This is a genomic window from Candidatus Njordibacter sp. Uisw_039 (genome assembly GCF_047730075.1).
Lineage (GTDB): Bacteria > Pseudomonadota > Gammaproteobacteria > Pseudomonadales > Balneatricaceae > Njordibacter.
Window position 1 is genome coordinate 815,019 of sequence record NZ_CP159831.1, and the last position, 20,086, is coordinate 835,104.

Annotated in this window: 18 protein-coding genes and 1 other RNA gene; 18 read left to right on the plus strand and 1 reads right to left on the minus strand. The window is 46.8% G+C overall.

Annotated elements, in window-relative coordinates; all coding sequences use genetic code 11:
- Nucleotides 1–4 precede the first annotated feature (4 nt).
- A complete protein-coding gene (locus ABXT70_RS03945) occupies nucleotides 5–2,149 on the minus strand; it encodes a penicillin-binding protein activator (RefSeq protein WP_443641877.1) in 2,145 nt (714 codons plus the stop codon).
- 130 nt (nucleotides 2,150–2,279) lie between these two features.
- On the opposite strand from ABXT70_RS03945, the gene rsmI reads away from it, so the two are divergent.
- The 18 genes from rsmI (at nucleotide 2,280) to ABXT70_RS04035 (ending at nucleotide 20,001) form a co-directional block, all read left to right on the plus strand.
- Nucleotides 2,280–3,122 carry a 16S rRNA (cytidine(1402)-2'-O)-methyltransferase gene (gene rsmI / locus ABXT70_RS03950; RefSeq protein WP_443641878.1) on the plus strand — a complete coding sequence of 281 codons (843 nt, stop codon included), beginning with the start codon at nucleotides 2,280–2,282 and terminating at the stop codon, nucleotides 3,120–3,122.
- Between the two features lie 62 nt (nucleotides 3,123–3,184).
- Nucleotides 3,185–3,550: RNase P RNA component class A (gene rnpB, locus ABXT70_RS03955), an RNA gene on the plus strand.
- A 132-nt stretch (nucleotides 3,551–3,682) separates the two neighbouring features.
- A complete protein-coding gene (locus ABXT70_RS03960) occupies nucleotides 3,683–4,138 on the plus strand; it encodes an NUDIX domain-containing protein (RefSeq protein ID WP_443641879.1) in 456 nt (151 codons plus the stop codon).
- A 6-nt stretch (nucleotides 4,139–4,144) separates the two neighbouring features.
- Nucleotides 4,145–4,855 (plus strand): M48 family metallopeptidase, encoded by a 711-nt coding sequence (locus tag ABXT70_RS03965; RefSeq protein WP_443641880.1) that lies wholly within the window; start codon nucleotides 4,145–4,147, stop codon nucleotides 4,853–4,855.
- A gap of 60 nt (nucleotides 4,856–4,915) precedes the next feature.
- The gene (gene csiR, locus ABXT70_RS03970) at nucleotides 4,916–5,572 is read left to right on the plus strand and encodes a DNA-binding transcriptional regulator CsiR (protein WP_443641881.1); all 657 of its coding nucleotides are present in this window, start codon (nucleotides 4,916–4,918) and stop codon (nucleotides 5,570–5,572) included.
- Between the two features lie 146 nt (nucleotides 5,573–5,718).
- Nucleotides 5,719–6,189: a division/cell wall cluster transcriptional repressor MraZ gene (gene mraZ / locus ABXT70_RS03975; RefSeq protein WP_443641882.1), complete on the plus strand. Its 471-nt coding sequence runs from the start codon at nucleotides 5,719–5,721 to the stop codon at nucleotides 6,187–6,189.
- A 34-nt stretch (nucleotides 6,190–6,223) separates the two neighbouring features.
- Nucleotides 6,224–7,162, plus strand: coding sequence for a 16S rRNA (cytosine(1402)-N(4))-methyltransferase RsmH (gene rsmH, locus ABXT70_RS03980; RefSeq protein WP_443641883.1), 939 nt, complete (start codon nucleotides 6,224–6,226; stop codon nucleotides 7,160–7,162).
- A complete protein-coding gene (gene ftsL / locus ABXT70_RS03985; protein WP_443641884.1) occupies nucleotides 7,159–7,488 on the plus strand; it encodes a cell division protein FtsL in 330 nt (109 codons plus the stop codon). The genes rsmH and ftsL overlap by 4 nt, the downstream gene beginning before the upstream one ends.
- Nucleotides 7,485–9,161, plus strand: coding sequence for a peptidoglycan D,D-transpeptidase FtsI family protein (locus tag ABXT70_RS03990; RefSeq protein WP_443641885.1), 1,677 nt, complete (start codon nucleotides 7,485–7,487; stop codon nucleotides 9,159–9,161). The genes ftsL and ABXT70_RS03990 overlap by 4 nt, the downstream gene beginning before the upstream one ends.
- 14 nt (nucleotides 9,162–9,175) lie before the next feature.
- Nucleotides 9,176–10,681 carry a UDP-N-acetylmuramoyl-L-alanyl-D-glutamate--2,6-diaminopimelate ligase gene (locus ABXT70_RS03995; RefSeq protein WP_443641886.1) on the plus strand — a complete coding sequence of 502 codons (1,506 nt, stop codon included), beginning with the start codon at nucleotides 9,176–9,178 and terminating at the stop codon, nucleotides 10,679–10,681.
- The gene (locus tag ABXT70_RS04000) at nucleotides 10,681–12,045 is read left to right on the plus strand and encodes a UDP-N-acetylmuramoyl-tripeptide--D-alanyl-D-alanine ligase (protein WP_443641887.1); all 1,365 of its coding nucleotides are present in this window, start codon (nucleotides 10,681–10,683) and stop codon (nucleotides 12,043–12,045) included. Before ABXT70_RS03995 ends, ABXT70_RS04000 begins: the two co-directional genes overlap by 1 nt.
- A gap of 3 nt (nucleotides 12,046–12,048) precedes the next feature.
- Nucleotides 12,049–13,131, plus strand: coding sequence for a phospho-N-acetylmuramoyl-pentapeptide-transferase (mraY, locus tag ABXT70_RS04005; RefSeq protein WP_443641888.1), 1,083 nt, complete (start codon nucleotides 12,049–12,051; stop codon nucleotides 13,129–13,131).
- Nucleotides 13,132–13,161: 30 nt separating this feature from the next.
- Nucleotides 13,162–14,517 (plus strand): UDP-N-acetylmuramoyl-L-alanine--D-glutamate ligase, encoded by a 1,356-nt coding sequence (gene murD / locus ABXT70_RS04010; protein WP_443641889.1) that lies wholly within the window; start codon nucleotides 13,162–13,164, stop codon nucleotides 14,515–14,517.
- Nucleotides 14,514–15,797: a putative lipid II flippase FtsW gene (gene ftsW, locus ABXT70_RS04015; protein WP_443641890.1), complete on the plus strand. Its 1,284-nt coding sequence runs from the start codon at nucleotides 14,514–14,516 to the stop codon at nucleotides 15,795–15,797. The genes murD and ftsW overlap by 4 nt, the downstream gene beginning before the upstream one ends.
- Nucleotides 15,790–16,869 carry an undecaprenyldiphospho-muramoylpentapeptide beta-N-acetylglucosaminyltransferase gene (murG, locus tag ABXT70_RS04020; protein ID WP_443641891.1) on the plus strand — a complete coding sequence of 360 codons (1,080 nt, stop codon included), beginning with the start codon at nucleotides 15,790–15,792 and terminating at the stop codon, nucleotides 16,867–16,869. Before ftsW ends, murG begins: the two co-directional genes overlap by 8 nt.
- A gap of 34 nt (nucleotides 16,870–16,903) precedes the next feature.
- Nucleotides 16,904–18,298, plus strand: coding sequence for a UDP-N-acetylmuramate--L-alanine ligase (gene murC / locus ABXT70_RS04025; RefSeq protein WP_443642475.1), 1,395 nt, complete (start codon nucleotides 16,904–16,906; stop codon nucleotides 18,296–18,298).
- Nucleotides 18,299–19,276, plus strand: coding sequence for a D-alanine--D-alanine ligase (locus ABXT70_RS04030; protein ID WP_443641892.1), 978 nt, complete (start codon nucleotides 18,299–18,301; stop codon nucleotides 19,274–19,276).
- Nucleotides 19,273–20,001: a cell division protein FtsQ/DivIB gene (locus ABXT70_RS04035; RefSeq protein WP_443641893.1), complete on the plus strand. Its 729-nt coding sequence runs from the start codon at nucleotides 19,273–19,275 to the stop codon at nucleotides 19,999–20,001. Before ABXT70_RS04030 ends, ABXT70_RS04035 begins: the two co-directional genes overlap by 4 nt.
- The last annotated feature ends 85 nt before the right edge of the window (nucleotides 20,002–20,086 follow it).

Genomic DNA, 20,086 nt, shown 5'->3' on the forward strand with positions numbered 1-20,086 from the left:
ACTATTACCTTGGGTTTACAACAACTTTACCAGCCTTAAAGCGTCCCCATGAACTCTGGGTAAAAATTCGACCTTGGCTATTCATTTGCAAAAGACCGGTCACACCATGTACACGACTGTTGGTAAAATCTTGCAATTGTTCAAGCCGAGGGAACAAACGATATGCGTCAACACCGATGGCAAATAAACGCGTGTATCTTTCTCTACCGGGCCATTTTCGACTAATTTTTTGTTGGATGTTAGGCTGTTCAATTAACCAAGGTAATTCTGTAAAAATGACTTTTTCTAGATCTCGGTCACGACTCGTGTTGGTGGGGCCTTGGTAGATATGGTGGCTAGCATATACTGGAAGGTCAGCAGCATAGTGGAAGGCCAATGTTGGAATAATTTGACGTCCATCTGTGGGTAAGGAAAATAGCACAATAGCATCGACATCCTGACGTCGCCGAGGCTCGAATTTAACTTTGTTACCAGTGCCTGCCAGCTGTTGTTTGAGCGTCTTTGCGCGCTCATGGCTTTGGTTGATGAGTAAGGCCTGAGTAATGGCCTTGGAATGGTCACCAACGCCAGAAAAGCTCACCTTGCTTGCGATTTCTCCGCCTAATTCGATCCAAGAAGAACTAAAATATTGTGCCGCTCTGGTGGCCCAAGGTTGGTCTTGGTGTAAAATAACAATACGCTTGTGGCCGTCAGCTAAGCTGCGTGCTGCAAGCTGGGTGGCTTCATCCTCTACAGCTAATCCAAATTGAACTAAGTTGGTAGCGGTTTTATTATTGGCGCCCAGGGGGATGTAATTGAGGGCTAGGGTGGGTATCGCAAGAGCATCTTTTTGACTAAGTTTAATCACCTTATCCTTATCGAGAGGGCCGATGACCATTTCCATCTGATCTGCAGAAGCCTGGAGGTAAAGTGCATCTAGGCTACTTAGCCCTGTGGTGTCGTATACTTTGATAAATGGGATCACTGCTAAGCCTTCCTGGGCCTCAAAGCGAGCGGCCATAAAGCCGTCCACCACAGCTTGCCCTACCTTGCCTAACTTGCCATGTAAGGGCATGGCTAAGGCGATACGTTTAGGTTGGCGTGACCTAAGGTCGGCTAAACTGGCTAGTGCCCCAGGCAGCTTTGTAACAGCTGGGTGCGTAGGCCATTGTTGTTGCCACTGTTTTAGGGCAGTGACCTGTAGGTCTAAATCGTGATGTGCTAGGGGTAGTAACGCTAGCTTGTACCAAGCACGGGCTGTATCTGAGTTAGCTGTTGTGACATTTTGGCGAAGCGTATTGGAGCTAATCTGAGTAAGAGCGCTCCAAATTCGTTCATTATATTGACTGGAGTCTACGGTGTTTGGTAATTGGCTTAATACGATAAGCGCTTTAGCTGCAGCAAGAGCTAGGCCATTAGCTGTGTATGCCTGGGCTTTAAGGGTTAAGCGTTCAGCTATTGCGTCAGGGTCTGTACTGGGCGTTAACCCCTGTGCTTGGTGCAACCAAACAATGGCGCCAAAGCTGTCTCCAAGCATTAACTGAGTCTCTGCCTTAACTTCAAAATAACGCCCAAGTTGATTTTCTGGTAATTGATGTAAGTCTATTTGCTTAAGTAATCGGGCACTCGACTGAGCATAACCCATGGTTAATATGTTCTTGGCCATCGCCAATAAATGTCCTTGGCGAACTGCCTTTGGCAGTTTATATATTTTTTGTAACTCTTTGTTTAAATGGTTAGGTAATGCTTGGTCTACAGGCGTTTGGGGAGCACTGGGTATATTTTCAGGGGTGACTGCCAGCAAAGTTTTTAAGTTTTGGTTATTTTGGATGCTGAGTGTGTTGCTTGATTGCTGCTTAGTTGCACTCATGGGGTTATAGCGAGCTACTGTGCTGGCATCAGTGTTGTCTTTGGTGACGGTATTTTGTTGTGTTGATGTTGGTGTTTTTTTCTGAGTTAGATCCAATGCAATAACAATCGCATCTTCATTTGATTTGTTTGACGCTAGTGGCGTTGGCGTTGGCGTTGGCGTTGTTAGTGTTGGTTTAGGTGGTGTTGGTGTTGGTGTTGGTGTTGGTGGGCGTATATTTTGCTGTTGGCAAGCACTGAGAAAAACCAACCCACATAAAATACTAATGAAGCGAAAACGATGGCGTCGGATTATGATCATAGAGCATTCTTAGTGATTATGGCTTAGGTGGTTTAGGTTACAATACACTTAATTCAGACCACCGCGGTGATCCAGTATAAGTAAGCCTAGCATAAAAGCTCGCTCAAACAAGTCTAAAAGGCTCAATGGCATGACAACAGCAATTCTTTACGTGGTTTCGACTCCTATCGGCAACCTAGAAGACCTAAGCCCCCGGGCTATAGAAACCCTCAAGAAAGTAGATCTCATTGCCGCAGAAGACACGCGTCATAGTGGTCGATTAATGCAACATTTTGCTATTTCTACCCCTATGCTAGCTGTGCATGATCATAATGAACGCCAACGCGCACATATGTTGGTGCAAAAATTGGCAGAAGGCCAGTCAATTGCCTTGATTTCAGATGCTGGAACTCCACTTATTTCTGACCCAGGGTATCACTTAGTAAGTGCAGTTCGGGATGCGGGTTATCAGGTCGTGCCAGTGGTGGGCCCCTGTGCATTAATCGCAGGACTTAGTGTGTCAGGCTTAGCCACTGACCGATTTAGCTTTTATGGTTTTTTACCTGCCAAAAGCAGTGGCCGTAAACAGCAGCTGCAACAATTAGACAGTGTTGCTCATACCCAAGTATTCTATGAATCTCCCCATCGTATCGTTGCTACGGTGGATGACATTGTCTCGGTAATGGGCCCTCACAGACACCTGGTGTTGGCCCGGGAACTCACCAAAACCTTTGAAACGGTTTATGGTGCGCCGGCAAGTGAAGTACAAGCTTGGTTGGCGGCTGATCACAACCAGCAAAAAGGCGAGTTTGTGGTGCTGATTGAGGGCGCAGAGCCAGAACAACTGCAAGATATTGGCCCAGAAGAAGAGCGTATGCTGACATTGTTGCTGGCAGAGCTACCTATTAAAAAGGCAGCGGCTGTTACGGCGGCTATTACTGGGCACAAGAAAAAGGCATTGTATGACCGGGCTCTAGAGTTGCAAGGCAAGTAAGTGTTTGTTAGCCAACATTTAACCTTGCCAACGCCATGTAAACTCGGTATTCTGCCCGCGAGAAAGTCCGCCAGACAGTCGCTGCTACTCTACATTTAAGTGTTTGAGTAGGGGAGGAAAGTCCGGGCTCCATAGGGCAAGGTGCCAGGTAACACCTGGGCGGCGTGAGCCGACGGCCAGTGCAGCAGAGAGTAAACCGCCAACCCCGATTTATCGGGCGGTAAGGGTGAAAGGGTGCGGTAAGAGCGCACCGCGTACGTGGTAACACGTTACGGCATGGTAAACCCCACTTGGAGCAAGACCAAATAGGAACCCATTAGGTGCGGCCCGCACTGGGTTCGGGTAGGTCGCAAGAGGCCTGTGGCGACGCAGGTCCTAGATGAATGACTGTCCACGACAGAACCCGGCTTATGCGGCGGGCTTTCTCACCTTTTATGCCCACTTCTATTTTTTCTGGTTGCATCGCATTTGCCCCTCGCTTAGTTATGTTGAAGTTGCCGAAACATCTAAATTCACCGGTCTGTGCTAACCTGAGTTTTTATCCTGTAAAGGGGAAATCTATGCGGCATCGTATTCGAGCAGCCGGTCTTTTAATTGATCAAGATCGTATTTTAATGGTCAATGAAAATGACGGTGAATGGTCTTATTGGGTACCTCCTGGTGGTGGTTTTGAGGATAAAGATGGGAATACACGTAACACGGTTAAGCGGGAAGTATGGGAGGAGACAGGTTTGTCTGTAACAGTGGGTGAGTTGCTGTTCGTCCGTGAGTTTTGTGAGATATCTAGGGGTATTTATCATTTTGAGCAGTTTTATATGGTTGATCACTGGCAAGGTGAGGTTTCGTTAAAGAACTTGGAAGGCCTGGATGAAGAGGTAAGATCTATTTCTCAGGCACGTTGGTTGACGCAGCGGGAACTTGCAGACGTAGAGGTGTTTCCACCACAGCTGAAAGACATGTTATGGGGTAAATTAGATCGACATGACCTATCTATCGTGCACTTGGGTTACTCGTAAGCCTCTATGACTTCATCGTCTCCAGAAACAGTAGCTATGAATGGTTTTGTGGCTGTTATCAAGCGTACTCGACGTAAAGGTAGTGTGGGTTTTAGGTTGTCATCGGGGCAAGTGGTCGTATTGGCGCCCAAAGCTAGTTCTAAGGCTGAACTTCGGCTTCTGTTAGAGTCTAAAAGTGCTTGGATATTGGCAAAACTCACGCTGCAGGATCAAGCAAAGTTTCAGGCTGAGCGGCATTATGTTTGTGGTGAGCAGTTAGCTTTTTTAGATCGAAAATTAGTTTTACAGGTGTGCCAAGGCGCTTTTAGCACTGGGCTTAGAGGCCCATCTGAGCTAGTAGTTAGTGTCCCTGAGGCTAAGCTTGGTTGGGTGCGCAATGCTCTTGTGCGCTGGTATAAGCTGCAAGCTCAAGTACATATAGAGCAGCGAGTCAGCTATTTTTCTCCGTTGGTAGGCGCTTGGCCTAAGTCTATTGAAATTAAAACCTATCGAGCCCGCTGGGGTAGCTGTAATGATCGTGGCCAAATACAATTTAATTGGAAGCTAATGATGGCGCCTAGTGCGGTAGTTGACAGTGTTGTGGTGCACGAATTATGCCATTTACTGCACATGCATCATGGGCCAGAGTTTTGGCTGCAAGTGCAACGGGTTTTGCCAAATTATCAAGATGCAAAACAATGGTTAAAAGATGAAGGCCATGGTTTAGGGCTAGATTGATATTCATGGCCTTTAGGTATTAAAATATCGACATTAGTCTCAAATGGGTAAATTAATTCCATGCCTCAAGAAAATTCAGCTGCCAAGGTGTTGCACCATTTGAAGCAAGATATTTTGACTGGGCTCTTTGCAGCCGGCCATAAGCTAAAAATGAACGCCTTAAAAGAGCGCTATCAAGTTGGTGTGAATCCATTGCGGGAGGCATTGTCACAGCTTGTGGTGATGCAACTAGTGCAAGTCCAAGACCAGCGTGGTTATCGGGTATGTCCTGTGACGCAGTCAGAGTTGGTAGACATTTATGACACTCGGGCACATATTGAGTCTTTGTGTGTAGGGTTGGCCATTGAACGGGGTGATGAAGCTTGGGAGGCAGGCATCGTTGCCGCAGCTTATAGGCTTCAATCCAATGCTGGTCTGTTGCAGGCAGATGGTGATCTACAGGCCTGGGAACAGCTTCATCAACAGTTTCATTATGCCATTGTAAAAGGTTGCGGTTCTGAGGAGTTGCTTAGGGTGCGTTTAGACCTTTATGAAAAGGCATCGCGCTACCGAAACTTGTGGTTACGGCACAATGCTGGCCACGGCGCTTTCGACGTTAATCAAATGGAGCATGAGCAGCTAGTCACTGCCGTTCTGGCTAGAGATCTTGAGGCGGCAAAAAAGCTTATTTCTAAGCATATACTTGTGCCTAGTCAGGTCTTGCAAGGCTTATTATAAAGCCTGTTACCTTTCTAATTTAGCAGCATCAAGTAACTTTATCTTTTCACTTGCAATATAGCTATGATCTACCTACACTTATAAAGTGGATAAAAGTGGGGAAAAGTGGTATTTTTTCCCTATATTGAATAAGTTTTGGGAAGTAAATGATGTTTCGTGGTGCTGCAACAATCAATATAGATACCAAAGGACGTATAGCTATGCCTGTGCGTTTTCGCGATCTATTCATTGATAAATCAGAACCTAGCGTCAACCCCCAGCTTGTGGTTACTATTGATACCGAAGAGCTTTGTTTAATGATTTATCCATTAATTGAATGGGATTTGATTCAGCAAAAATTAGAACAACTACCCAGCTTCAACCCCACCGCTAGACGTATCCAACGTTTGTTGATTGGCCATGCCACAGACCTTGAGCTCGATGCTAATGGGCGTATTTTGCTACCGACGCTGCTGAGAGAATATGCTCAGTTAGATAAGAAAGCCATTCTGCTAGGTCAAGGTAAAAAAATTGAACTGTGGAGTGAGTCCTTATGGAATGCGCGCCGTGAAACCTATTTGCAGGCCAACAGCAACACTGAAGAGCTGCCGGAACTCTTGCATCAGTTGTCCTTGTAGTCGGTGAATGACTGACGTTATTAATGGAACTGAAATGACACAAGACTTTAACCACAAAACCGTCTTACTTGATGAAGCTGTAGAGTTATTGGTACACGATACCGATGGTGTTTATATGGACGGAACTTTTGGCCGTGGTGGGCACAGCGGTCTTATCCTGCAACACCTAAGTCCTCAAGGACGATTACAGGCCTTTGATAAAGACCCTTTGGCCATTACGCAGGCGCAGGTGATGATTGCCAACGATTCGCGTTTATCTATCACTCAAACCTCTTTTGCAAACATGGACCAAGTTGCCCAGCAGCATCACTGTTTTGGGCATGTGCATGGCATTTTGTTGGACTTGGGTGTTTCATCACCACAAATAGACGATGCCAGCCGCGGCTTTAGTTTTCAATATGATGGCCCATTAGATATGCGTATGAATCCTGACGCAGGCGAATCTGCTGCGCAGTGGTTGGCGCGGGCAGGTGCGGAAGAAATAGCGGATGTGCTTTACCATTATGGCGAAGAGCGTTTCTCTCGAAGAATGGCGCGGGCTATTGTCGAGCATCGTCAACAGCAGCCTATTACCACCACCAAGCAATTAGCCGGCATTATTGCCGCCGCTAACCCTAAGTGGGAAAAGGGTAAAAATCCCTCAACTCGGGCGTTTCAGGGTATACGTATACACATCAACCAGGAACTAAAAGATTTAGAAGTGGGTTTGCAAGCGGCACTTGAAATATTGGCACCTGGGGGCCGTTTAGTGGTGATTAGTTTTCATTCCTTGGAAGACCGTATTGTTAAGCGTTTTATGCGTGAGCACGCCAAAGGCGACTCTCACATCCCTCGCGGCTTACCTGTGACCGAAGATCAGTTAAAGCGGCGCTTAACGCTCTTGGGCAAAGCTCGTAAGCCTACTCCCTATGAAATTGAGGTTAACCCTCGGTCTCGCAGTGCGGTGATGCGTGTGGCAGAAAAAATCGAATGAAAGACATGAGCGAAAACCTCAATATGTGGTTAAAGCGTGCGAGCTTACAGGCCGAACGTTACGCTATGTTGCTTGGGTTTTTGCTGTTGGTGTTGTTAGTTATTAGTGCTCAATTTGTTGTTTACAGCTCGTTTGAAGCTAGGGGGCATATCAATCACCTGCATCAGCTAGAAAGAGACCGTAATGCCATGCAGGTGGAGTGGGGCCAGTTGCTGCTTGAGCAAAGCGCTTGGGCTTCCCATAGCCGTGTAGAATCGATGGTGACTGAGCAGTTAGGCATGGGAGTGCCAGTCGCTCAACAAATTATTTTGGTGCGGCAGCCATGAATGCCATGGAATACCCATGGCGTATGCGCTGGGTATGGTTAATTTTATTAGTTGTGGCATCGGTTGTGGTTTGGCGTTTAGTGCACCTTAATTTAACTGAGCGTTCTTTTTTAATGCGCCAAGGTGACGCCCGTATGGTACGCGAAGTGCTTATTCCTGCGCATAGAGGCATGATTTTAGACCGCCGAGGAGAACCTTTAGCAGTTAGTGCGCCAGTGGTTAGTTTGTGGGCCAACCCGCAAGTGTTGGGTGAAGATCTCGAGCATGCTAAACAGGTTGCTCAAAGCTTGGGTTTATCTGAAGTTGAGTTTTTAAAACGCTTAGCGCGTATGAAAGACAAGGAGTTTATGTACCTTAAGCGACATGTTAATCCAGCCGATGCGGAGGCTGTACTGGAGCATAAGTGGCAAGGCGTGCACGGAGTTGAGGAATTCCATCGTTATTATCCTGCAGCAGAAGTGGCTACTCACTTGGTAGGTTTTAACAATGTTGATGACCAAGGCCAAGAAGGTATGGAGCTAGCTTATGAATCTTGGTTGCAGGGGACGTCTGGTAAGAAGGTAGTGCAAAAAGACCGCACTGGACGAACTGTTAAGGACCTACAGTTATTGTCCAACGCACAGCCTGGAAAAGATCTAAATTTAAGCATCGATTTAAGGATGCAATATGTGGCCTATCGTGAACTCAAAGCCGTAGTGCAGCAGCACAAAGCATCTTCGGGTTCAGCTGTGGTTTTGGATGTACAGACGGGTGAAATATTGGCGATGGTTAATCAGCCGGCTTACAACCCGAATAATCGTTCAGTTATGAGTATCGACAGTTTGCGTAATCGTGCTATGACCGATGTACTAGAGCCCGGCTCAACCATGAAGCCTCTTACCATTGCGGCGGCCTTGATGAGCGGACAGTATGGTCCGGATAGTAAGGTTGATACCAACCCGGGATTTATAAAGGTTAAACGCAAGACTATAAGGGATCATCGCAACTACGGCGTATTAGATATCACCGGTATTATCACTAAATCAAGCAATGTAGGGGTCACTAAATTGGCCTTATCGCTACCAGAAAATAGTGTAAGAGAAACCTTTTATAGCTTTGGCTTGGGTCAGGCAACCGCCACTGGTTTTCCGGGTGAGAGTACGGGAATTCTGCCTAGTTATACTAAGTGGAACCCCATTAATTTAGCCACCATGGCTTATGGTTATGGCATTGCTGTAACACCGTTACAATTGGCTCAGGCCTATGGGGTATTCGCCAGCTATGGGCTTAAACGTCCCATTTCTATGTTGAAACAAGAGCAGGTGCCAGAAGCCGAGCGAGTAATGCCAGAACATGTAGCTAAACAAGTGATTGCTATGCTAGAAACTGTGACCCAAAAAGGTGGTACGGGAACTCGTGCTAGGGTGCCGTCTTTTCGTGTTGCTGGTAAAACTGGCACAGTACATAAACCGTCTAAAGATGGCGGTTATAACGACGATGTGTATGCCGCAGTTTTTGCTGGCATGGCACCAGCATCTAAGCCACGCTTAGTGTGTGTGGTAATTATTGATGATCCCAAGGGTGAGCAATATTACGGTGGCGAAGTTGCTGCTCCCGTATTTTCTCGCATTATGGCAGAGAGCTTACGGCTTTTAAATGTGGCACCAGATAATTTGCTGCCATTACAAGGTTAACAGTGAGGTTGAATGTGGATACCAAACGTTTATACGAACTGATGCCCCTACCAGGGCAAGCCCAACAATGGGCAGAAGTTTGTGTACATGGGGTGTCATCAGATAGCCGGCAGGTAAAACAAGGTGACTTGTTTATCATCTGTTTAGGGGAGCCAAAGTGGCAGCGTAGTTATATAAAGCAAGCTCAGGAAAATGGAGCTGTGGCGGTAGCTATTGATGCCCAACAGATGTTGCATTTGGACTCATCTAACCTCACTGTTCCCATTATTGGTATATCCAATCTGGCGGCGATCCAGGGCCTAATTGCCGCTCGCATCAATGATGAGCCCAGCCAGCAAATGTCACTGATAGGTGTTACCGGTACTAATGGTAAAACCAGCTGTAGCCAGTTTATCGCTCAGTGCTTTTCGGACCTTGGCCGAACCTGTGGTGTGATGGGCACCTTGGGTTATGGTTTGCTTGAGGCATTGGAGCAGGGTCCAAATACTACGCCAGATGAAGTCACCATGCAGGGCCAGTTAGGTGCCATGGTGCAAGCAGGGGCAACGACGTGTGCTATAGAGGTATCTTCCCACGGTTTAGATCAAGGGCGTCTTAACGGCTGTCGTTTTGAAACCGCAGTGTTCACTAATTTAACTCAAGATCACCTTGATTATCATGGCACTATGCAAGCGTATGGTGAAGTGAAGGCTCAACTGTTTAACTGGCCTAGTTTACGTCACGCAGTGATTAATTTTGATGATGATTTCGGTCGTGGCTTACTTAACGAAATTGCACCCTCGGTGCAAACTTACACCTACAGCGCGCAAGTTTCAGAAGTGGATTATGTAGACTTAGGTGTGTCCACCATCACCCAGCACGAACATGGCATTGAAGCCATGGTACATACACCAAAAGGCCAAGCGCTATTGCAAGTAGGACTGATTGGCCGCTTTAATCTAAGCAACCTATTGGCCACCTTAGCAGTGCTCTTATTGCATAAAATTGACCTGTCATCAGCGACCTTTGCAATCAACAACCTCAGTACAGTATGTGGCAGGATGCAGCTAATAGGCAGCGAGCAGCAATCAAAAAACAAGCCACAGGCCATTGTTGATTACGCCCATACCCCTGATGCCTTAGAGCAGGCGTTAATGGCTGCCAAAGAGCATGTGGCTCATGGTCAGCTATGGGTGGTATTTGGGTGCGGTGGAGACCGAGATGCGGGCAAACGGCCAAAAATGGCAAGCATTGCAGAAACATGGGCTGATCACGTGGTAGTTACTGACGACAATCCACGAACAGAACCGAGTGAGAAAATCTTATCAGACATTGGTAAGGGATTTAAGCGCCGAGACAAAGTAGTGATAGAAGGTAATCGCAGCCTAGCCATTGCTTTAACTATGGGGCGTGCTAAAGCCGGTGATATCGTACTTATTGCTGGTAAAGGCCACGAAACCTATCAAGATGTTCAGGGACATAAACACCACTTTAGTGACCACGAACAGGTGTTGGTCGCTCTTGCGGGAGGGTTGAATTAATGGCTTCCTTTAGCTTAGCTGAACTTTCTCACAAAGTGCCGTCCAGTTATGTCATTGGAGAAGCGGTCTTTAGTCAATTATCTACCGACACACGTAGTATGGCTGCTGGAGATTTATTTGTAGCTTTGGTGGGCCCAAATTTTGATGGACACGAATTTATTGCTCAAGCTCAAAGCCAAGGCGCATGTGCAGCGTTGGTTAGTACGGAAATAGACACAGATTTACCTCAGTTGGTGGTGCCAGATACTCGAATTGCACTAGGGCAGTTAGCTGTTATTAAGCGTCAGAGCCTTAATGGTCAGTTTGTTGCAGTCACGGGCAGTAGCGGCAAAACCACCGTTAAAGAAATGTTACAAAAGGTGTTATTTCAAGCGGGCCAAGTTGAAGTGACACATGGCAACTTTAATAATGACATTGGTGTGCCGTTGACTCTTTGGGGTATGCAAGATGACATTGACTATCGGGTGTTAGAACTTGGTGCCAACCATATTGGAGAAATTGCCTATACCAGCCGGTTGGTTATGGCAGATGTAGCCATTTTGAACAATGCCCAAGAAGCCCATTTGTCTGGTTTTGGTAGCTTAGATGGCGTGGTTAAAGCCAAAGGTGAAATTATTTCGGAGCTTTCTGACCAGGGTCAAGTGGTACTTAATTTAGATGATCGCCACATTCAACAATGGCAAGCGCTTGCTAAGTATAGGCGTGTATGGAGTTTCAGTCTAACCAATGAAAAGGCTAGTGTGTATGCCAGTGGCATCCAACGTACACCACAAGGCAGCCGCTTTATTCTGCATCTAGGCCAGCAGCAGCGACAAGTAGATTTGCAATTGTTAGGACAGCATAACGTTGCCAATGCCTTGGCGTCCGCCGCCGCCGCATTGGCTCTGGGGTTATCCCTAGATCAAATTGCCATAGGTTTGGGCCAAGTTAGGCCTTACCAAGGACGCCTTGTGAGCCACCAATTAAGCCACAATCGTTGTGTCATTGACGATACCTATAATGCCAATCCAGGATCTGTAAAAGCTGCTATTGCGGTGCTGCAAGAGTGCCATGGACAGCGGTGTTTTATGCTGGGTGATTTAGGCGAATTAGGCCAGCAAGAGCTGCAGCTGCATCAACGTATTGGTGCCCATGTTGCGGCAGCAGGTATAGAACAATTTTATGGTTTCGGTCCATTAGCGGCTGCGGCTGTTGAGAGTTATCTGCAAAAAGGCGGTAACTTCGGCAAGGTTTGTGTAAACAAGGAAGATTTGTCCAGCTGTTTTCAACAGCTTCCAAAAGTGGGCTTGAGTTGTTTGGTTAAAGGATCCCGATCTAGCCAAATGGACCAGGTCGTAGAAAAATTAATTAACGGTGGAATCTAGCCCATGTTGTTATGGTTAGCAGATTATTTAGCTCAGTATTACAGCGCCTTTGGTGTTTTTCATTACCTCACCATGCGAGGCATTATGGGGGTGCTCACCGCCTTGTTTATTGCCATGGCTATTGGTCCGTATATGATCAAACATTTAAAAGCTAAACAAATTAGCCAATCAATCCGTGAAGACGGACCCCAAAGTCATTTGCTGAAAGCTGGCACTCCTACCATGGGTGGCGCCCTTATATTGGTGGCTATTCTCATTAGCGCCTTGTTGTGGGGTGACTTAACCAATCGTTATATCTGGGTCACCATCGCCGTAACTGGTGTGTTTGGTGCCGTAGGCTGGGTCGATGATTACCGTAAGGTGGTAGAAAAAAATTCCCGTGGACTTATTGCCCGCTGGAAGTATTTTTGGCAATCCGTTGGGGGGCTAGGGGCGGCTTTATTCTTGTACTATAGCGCTCAAACTCCTCAGGAATTGGAGCTTATAGTGCCATTTTTCAAAACCGTCGGTATTAATATTGGCGTGCTATATATTGCTCTCACCTACTTTGTCATTGTGGGTACTTCAAACGCCGTCAATCTCACTGACGGTTTGGATGGTCTGGCGATATTACCTACGGTGCTGATTGCTGGGGCCTTGGCAGTGTTTGCTTATTTAACGGGCCATTCGGTATTTGCTGAATACCTTAACATTCCTTACATTAGCGGTGCGGGAGAACTGGTGGTGTTTTGTGCCGCGATTGTAGGGGCCGGAATGGGCTTTTTATGGTTTAACACTTATCCTGCCCAAGTGTTTATGGGTGACGTTGGCGCATTAGCCTTAGGTGCTGCTTTGGGTGTTGTGGCGGTCATCGTTCGACAAGAATTAGTGTTATTCATTATGGGGGGCGTATTTGTGATGGAAACTGTGTCTGTTATTTTACAGGTGGCTTCGTTTAAATTGACCGGTAAACGTATCTTCCGTATGGCACCAATACATCATCACTTCGAGCTCAAAGGCTGGCCGGAGCCACGGATAATCGTACGCTTTTGGATAATTACCGTGGTATTAGTATTGATCGGTTTAGCCACCCTTAAGTTACGATAAACTTTTAACTTTTAAGAGGCCTAGTTGCCAGTGTCGTTGATAGTTAGTGATCGTTTTAGCCTTATCATTGGTTTGGGAAAAACCGGGCTTGCCTGTGCTCAGTATTTTGCGCTTCAAGGTGAACGTTTTCAGGTGGCTGATTCTAGGGCGCAGCCGCCATTTCTTCATCAGCTAACATCAGAGCAACCAGATACACCTATACACTTGGGTGAATTTGCTCATGATTTATGCCTCAGTGCCAGGCAGATTATTTTAAGTCCTGGTGTATCAATGCAAGAACCCGCTTTAGTAGCAGCGGCCAATGCAGGGGTTCCTATACGCAGTGATGTAGACGTATTTGCTCAGGCTGCTCGGTCTGCTGGTGTGCCTATTGTGGCGATTACGGGTTCTAACGCTAAGAGTACGGTTACCAGTTTAGTGGGGCAAATGGCCAAAACTGCAGGTTTAAACGTTGCAGTTGGGGGTAATCTTGGGGAGCCCTCTGTATCTTTGTTAGCTAATGATGTGGATTTATATGTCTTGGAGCTGTCTAGCTTCCAGTTGGAATCGACCACTGGCTTAGGTGCTACCGTGGCCTGCGTGCTCAATGTGAGCCCTGACCACATGGATCGATATGACAATCTTATGGCATACCATCAAGCAAAACATCGAGTTTTTCAAGCGTGTAAAGCGGCCGTCGTTAATGCTGATGATGCACTTACTAATCCACTAGTGCCAGACACTGTCACTCAAACGCGATTTAGTTTAGGCGATCCTGATGTAGGCCAATTTGGTTTGCGCAAAGAGGGCGTTGATGAATGGTTGGCACAGGGTTTACAGCCACTCATGGCGGTAAAAAAAATGGCAATGTCTGGTCGTCATAACGTTGCTAACGCCCTTGCTGCATTGGCGTTAGGGCAGGCGGTTGGTCTACCAATGGATGCTATGGTTAATACCCTGGCAACGTTCACAGGTTTGCCACATCGATGTGAGCGAGTGGCTAATATCGGTGGTGTTGATTACATCAATGATTCTAAAGGTACAAATTTAGGTGCCACTGTAGCGGCGTTAGAAGGTCTAGGGCCCGGCCTAGCTGGCAAGATCATTCTTATTGCAGGTGGCGTAGGCAAGGGCGCAGACTTTTCTGATCTTGTTGCGCCGTTATCACGTTATGGCAAACAAACACTATTGATTGGTGAGGACGCTAAACACATTGAGCAGGCGTTGGCTGAAAAGGTAGCGTTTAGCCATGCAAAAGATATGCAAGAAGCTGTAAGTCTGGCGTATCAGCAGGCTGTTAGTGGAGATTTGGTGTTGTTGTCACCAGCGTGTGCAAGCTTTGATGCCTATTCAAGTTTTGAGGCAAGAGGCGATCACTTCGCAAAATTGGTATGGGCCTTAACATGATCTCTGTATCTGAGCAGTGGCGTACGGTGATCAGTCAAAGGTTGGATTTAGCTTTGTTTTTGCCGGCATTGGCATTAGCGCTTATTGGTTACGTTATGATTACATCGGCTTCTATGGATGTGGTGGCGATTAAGTTCAACGACCCTTTTTATCAGAGTAAGCGCCAACTTTTATTCATGTTTTTGGGCGGCGGTAGTCTCATGGTTTGCTTGATGACGCCAGTGCACGTATGGCAAAAACAGAGCCCATATCTGTTGCTATTGGCGGTGCTGTTATTGGTTGCCGTATTGATTCCCGGTCTAGGCCGCAATGTCAACGGCAGTACCCGATGGATTCCTATAGGATCATTGAGTTTGCAGCCTTCTGAATTTTCCAAAGTAGCAGTGGTAGCCTTTATGGCGGGGTATTTGGTGCGCCAGCAGGAAGAAGTTCGCAATAGTTTGTGGGGGTTCTCAAAATCCTTAGTAGTGTTAGTCACATTTATTGTGCTGTTTTTATTAGAGCCAGACTTTGGAGCGGTGGTGGTAATGATGTGTGCCGTGCTAGGCATGTTCTTTTTAGGAGGTATGCGTAAACGTCATATTTCTATAGTGATTGCGGCTGCTAGCGCCGCAGGTGCAGTGATAATTTCAGCTGCTGAATACCGGGTACAACGGTTAACGACCTACCTAGATCCATGGAGTGATCCCTTTGGTAGCGGTTATCAATTAACGCAGGCGCAAATTGCATTTGGCCGGGGTGGCTGGTTTGGTGAAGGTTTGGGCCAGAGTATGCAAAAGTTATTTTACTTGCCAGAAGCCCATACGGACTTTGTATATTCTGTGCTGGCTGAAGAGTGGGGTGCTTTTGGTGCTGTGATTGTTGTGGCTTTGTATGGCGTGCTAATCGTGCGTGGCCTGCAGGTGGGTCAAAAAGCCGAACGCTTAGGGCGCTATTTTTCAGCCTACTTAGGCTACGGCTTAGTATTGCTGATTGCCGTGCAAGCTATAATTAATATAGGAGTCAACTTAGGGTTATTACCGACCAAGGGGTTAACGCTACCCTTTGTTAGCTACGGTGGCAGTAGTATGTTGGCTTGTGCCAGTAGTTTGGGTATTTTGTTGCGTATTTCGATGGAAAATAATGCCACTTATGCTGGCTCATTTAGTGAGGATGCTTTTCACGAATCTTCTCCTTATAGACCATTAGATACCCCAAGCCCTGAAGCGACTCTAGGACTTGATGACGTTGATCAATGGTTTGGTGATGAAGCTAAAAAGCAGGACTGGCGTCATGACTAAATTGAATCGTCAAGCAAATTCAAAACGTTTACTGATTATGGCAGCAGGAACAGGCGGTCATGTTTATCCTGCTTTAGCTACTGCTGAAATCTTGCAGGCACAGAATTGGAAAGTAGAATGGTTGGGCACAGGCAGAGGCATTGAAGCTCGTTTGGTGCCAGACGCAGGGTTTTATTTACATTGCATTGATGTGGTGGGTTTGCGAGGCAAAGGTAAATGGTCTTTGTTGTTGGCGCCTTGGCGTTTATTCAAATCTTTGTTGCAGTCAATTAAGGTTATCCGCGGCTTTAAACCTCATTGTGTTTTGGGTATGGGTGGATTTGTCGCTGGTCCTGGGGGTTTGGCTGCCAAATTATTAGGAGTACCACTCATTTTACATGAACAAAATGCAATTCCCGGGCTCACAAACCGTTTATTGCGCCCGTTTGCCAGCAGAACCTTACAAGCGTTTGCTGGCAGTTTTGCTGATAGGCGGGCCATCACAGTTGGTAACCCATTACGATCCAATATCATTGCTCATAAGTCAGACCATAATGGGCTTCGGATATTGATTGTAGGCGGCAGCTTAGGTGCGCTTATCCTTAATGAAGTAGTGCCCATAGCGATGGCATTATTGGCCAGTAATGAGCGGCCACAAATATGGCATCAAACGGGACCAAAACATCACAAGGTAACCCAAGTTGGATATGATAAAGCTCAGGTTGCGGCACAAGTAGATGCTTATATTGACGACATGGGAATGGCTTATGCATGGGCCAATTTAGTCATTTGCCGCGCGGGAGCTTTAACTGTAAGCGAGTTGGCTGGCGCTGGCATGGCGTCTATATTGGTGCCCTATCCTTCCGCTGTAGACGATCACCAAACGGCCAATGCTAATGTGTTAGTGCAAGCTGGCGCAGCCATCTTATTGCCACAAACGCAGCTGTCGCCAGCAACCCTTAGTCAAAATATTAGGGTTTTACAAAGCCGCCCATCAAAACTAAATAATATGGCCACTGCAGCCTTAACCTGCGCTGCACCAAAGGCCGCTTACAATGTAGCACAACATTGCATGGAGATTGCCCGTGGTTAAATTCACCCCACCAAATCAATACACAATTCCGGAAATGCGACGCATCAAACGTATTCATTTTGTAGGTATTGGTGGTGTTGGAATGTGCGGTATCGCTGAAGTGTTGCTTAACCAAGGATACGAAATAAGTGGCTCTGATATAAAAGTAAGCCCAGTGACACAGCGATTGGCAAGTCAAGGTGCGCAGGTTTTTATAGGTCACCAAGATGCTAATGTTCGTGGTGCTCACGTAGTCGTCGTGTCTACTGCCGTGGCCGAAGAAAATCCAGAGCTAGTGGCGGCGCGGGCGCATCGCATTCCTATTGTGCAAAGGGCACAAATGTTGGCTGAATTGATGCGCTACCGGCATGGTATTGCCGTTGCTGGTACCCATGGGAAAACTACCACCACTTCTTTGGTGGCTGCAATTTTGGCGGCGGGGGGGTTAGATCCCACTTTTGTTATCGGTGGCAAACTGACAAGCTCGGGAACGAATGCAAAACTAGGGGCGAGTTCTTACCTAGTTGCAGAAGCTGATGAAAGTGATGCGTCTTTTTTGCATCTACAGCCGTTAACTTCTATTGTCACCAATATCGATGCCGACCATATGTCCACCTATGAAGGAGACTTTAACCGGTTAAAGAAAACCTTTGTTGAATTCTTGCACAACCTTCCGTTTTATGGCCTTGCCATCGTGTGTGTGGATGACCCGGTGGTATGGGAAATATTACCCCAAGTGAGTCGGCCCTTAATGACCTATGGTTTTGACGAAAACGCTGATGTAAAAGCCATCAACCTTCACCAAAAAGGCATGGTTACTTCGTTTACCGTGTGTAGACAAGGTCATAAGGACCTAGATATCTCCCTCAATATGCCCGGTAAACACAATGTCCAAAATGCCCTAGCAGCCATCGCAGTTGCTACAGATTTAGAAGTTGGGGACGAGCATATTGTCAGTGGGTTAAATGAATTCTCAGGTGTCGGTCGACGTTTCCAGGTGTTAGGTGATTACCCAGCACAGCAGGGCACTGCAACCTTAGTGGATGATTATGGGCACCATCCCCGAGAAGTGTCGGCAACCATTGATGCTATTCGTGCGGGTTGGTCAGGTCGTCGGTTAGTGATGGTGTACCAGCCCCATCGATATTCTCGAACACGAGATTTATATGAAGACTTTGTGGATGTGTTATCACGTGTAGATATATTGGTTTTATTGGATATTTATCCTGCAGGAGAAGAGCCGATCAACGGTGCCGATGGCCGTAGTTTGTGCCGCAGTATTCGATCAAGGGGCCAAGTAGATCCAATATTCGTAGAGCGTGGAGCCGCTGTAGCACCTGTGTTAGAAAATATTTTGTGCGACGGTGATCTATTATTAACTCAAGGCGCCGGTGATATTGGACAAATTTCCCGGGCACTGCTTGACAAAATACAACAAGAAGACAGCTAAATGACAAATATCAATCTGTCCCAGAGTTGGGCGCACTTGCTCAAGGTACCCAAGGCCCGTATTGCGGTTATTTATGGTGGAACTTCGGCTGAACGCGAAATTTCTTTGATGAGTGGCAAGCAAGTTTTGGGTCACTTACAAAGTGCCGGTGTGAATGCCTTTGGTCTAGACTTAGGTGCCGATGGCCAAGATCAGGTGACTCAACTACAGCAGGCTGGTATGGATGCGGCGTTTATCATCCTTCATGGCCGTGGCGGTGAGGATGGAACGCTTCAAGGTGTACTTGAATTTATGGCAGTGCCTTACACAGGTTGTGACGTTCTAGCCTCTAGTTTGGGCATGAATAAGCTCATGACCAAATTGGTTTGGTTAGCGCAAGGGTTGAGAACTCCAGCCTATGAAGTTCTAAATGATGCGAGCAATTGGGCAGAGGTTGCCAAACGTCTTGGATTGCCTTTGGTGGTTAAGCCGGTTCATGAAGGGTCAAGCTTAGGAATTAATATCGTTGATTCTGCCGCAACCTTAGAGTGGGCATATCAAGATGCAGCAGAATATGACCGTGAAGTGATGGCAGAGCAATTTATCGACGGTGATGAGTACACGGTGCCTATACTCAATGACCTTTCTTTGCCGGCCATTCGTCTAGAAACAGATAATGCGTTTTACGACCTACAAGCCAAATATTACTCCGATAAGACACGTTATTTGTTCGACAACCCAATGACGCGAACACAGCAGCAGAGTATGCAGGACGAGTGCCGCTGCGCGTTTCAAGTGTTAGGTTGTCGAGATTGGGGACGCATCGATGTGATGCGTGATAAGCAGGGGCGAAATTGGTTGTTAGAAGTGAATACCACGCCAGGTATGACCAGTCACAGTTTGGTACCTATGGCTGCGGAAGCGGCGGGGCTGAACTTTGCGCAATTAACCCTAGTTATTTTGAATTTAGCGTTGGCTCGAGCGAAGGCTGGGAGATGACGATGTCTGACGGGGCGCAAACAGTACATTGGAGTTGGAGTGCTAAGTTTCTGTTGGCACTGGTGCTAATGACAGCAGGACTGCTAACTTGGCAAGCCATTCAGCCCTGGTTGCAGCGTCCATTACAGCAAATTATTTTGCAAACAGATATACCGGCTTCGGAAAAAATAATATTACAGGCTCAACTAAATGCCCATTTGTCTGATTCTTTTTTTGGAGCAGATTTACAACTTATTAGACAAGAGGTAGAGAGCCACTCCTGGGTTAATGGCGCCAAGGTTAGTCGTGTTTGGCCCAATAGGTTGATGGTTGAGGCGCCACGGCAGATTTTCATGGCCCGCTGGCGAGGTGGTGGCTTCATCAACCATGAGGGTGATTTGGTGTTAGTGAATCCTAGTCAGGTGGTGGGCTTTGAACAGTTGCCGATGCTGGCAGGCCCTGAAGGCAGTGTATGGGCTATGAGCGAATTGTTTCGACAAATGAGTTGGTTGGTCGGGCGGGATGATCTGACTATCGACCAACTGACTATGGCCCGCCGGGGAGCGGTTGAATTGCGCTTGCATAACAGTATTGTTTTAGTACTTGGACGCGACCAAGTATTGCCTAGATTACAGCGTTTAATGAAGGTCTATCATAGTCATTTTGTCGCTAAATCTAGCACTATTAAACGTATAGATGGTCGTTACCCTCATGGTGTATCTGTGGCGTGGAAAGAGGCCGGTTAAAGGCGATAATTTGGCTGCTAAATTGGCGCTAATTTGCTCGATTAATCCACCACTTAGAGGGCAAAGTGTGGGATAATTACACAAT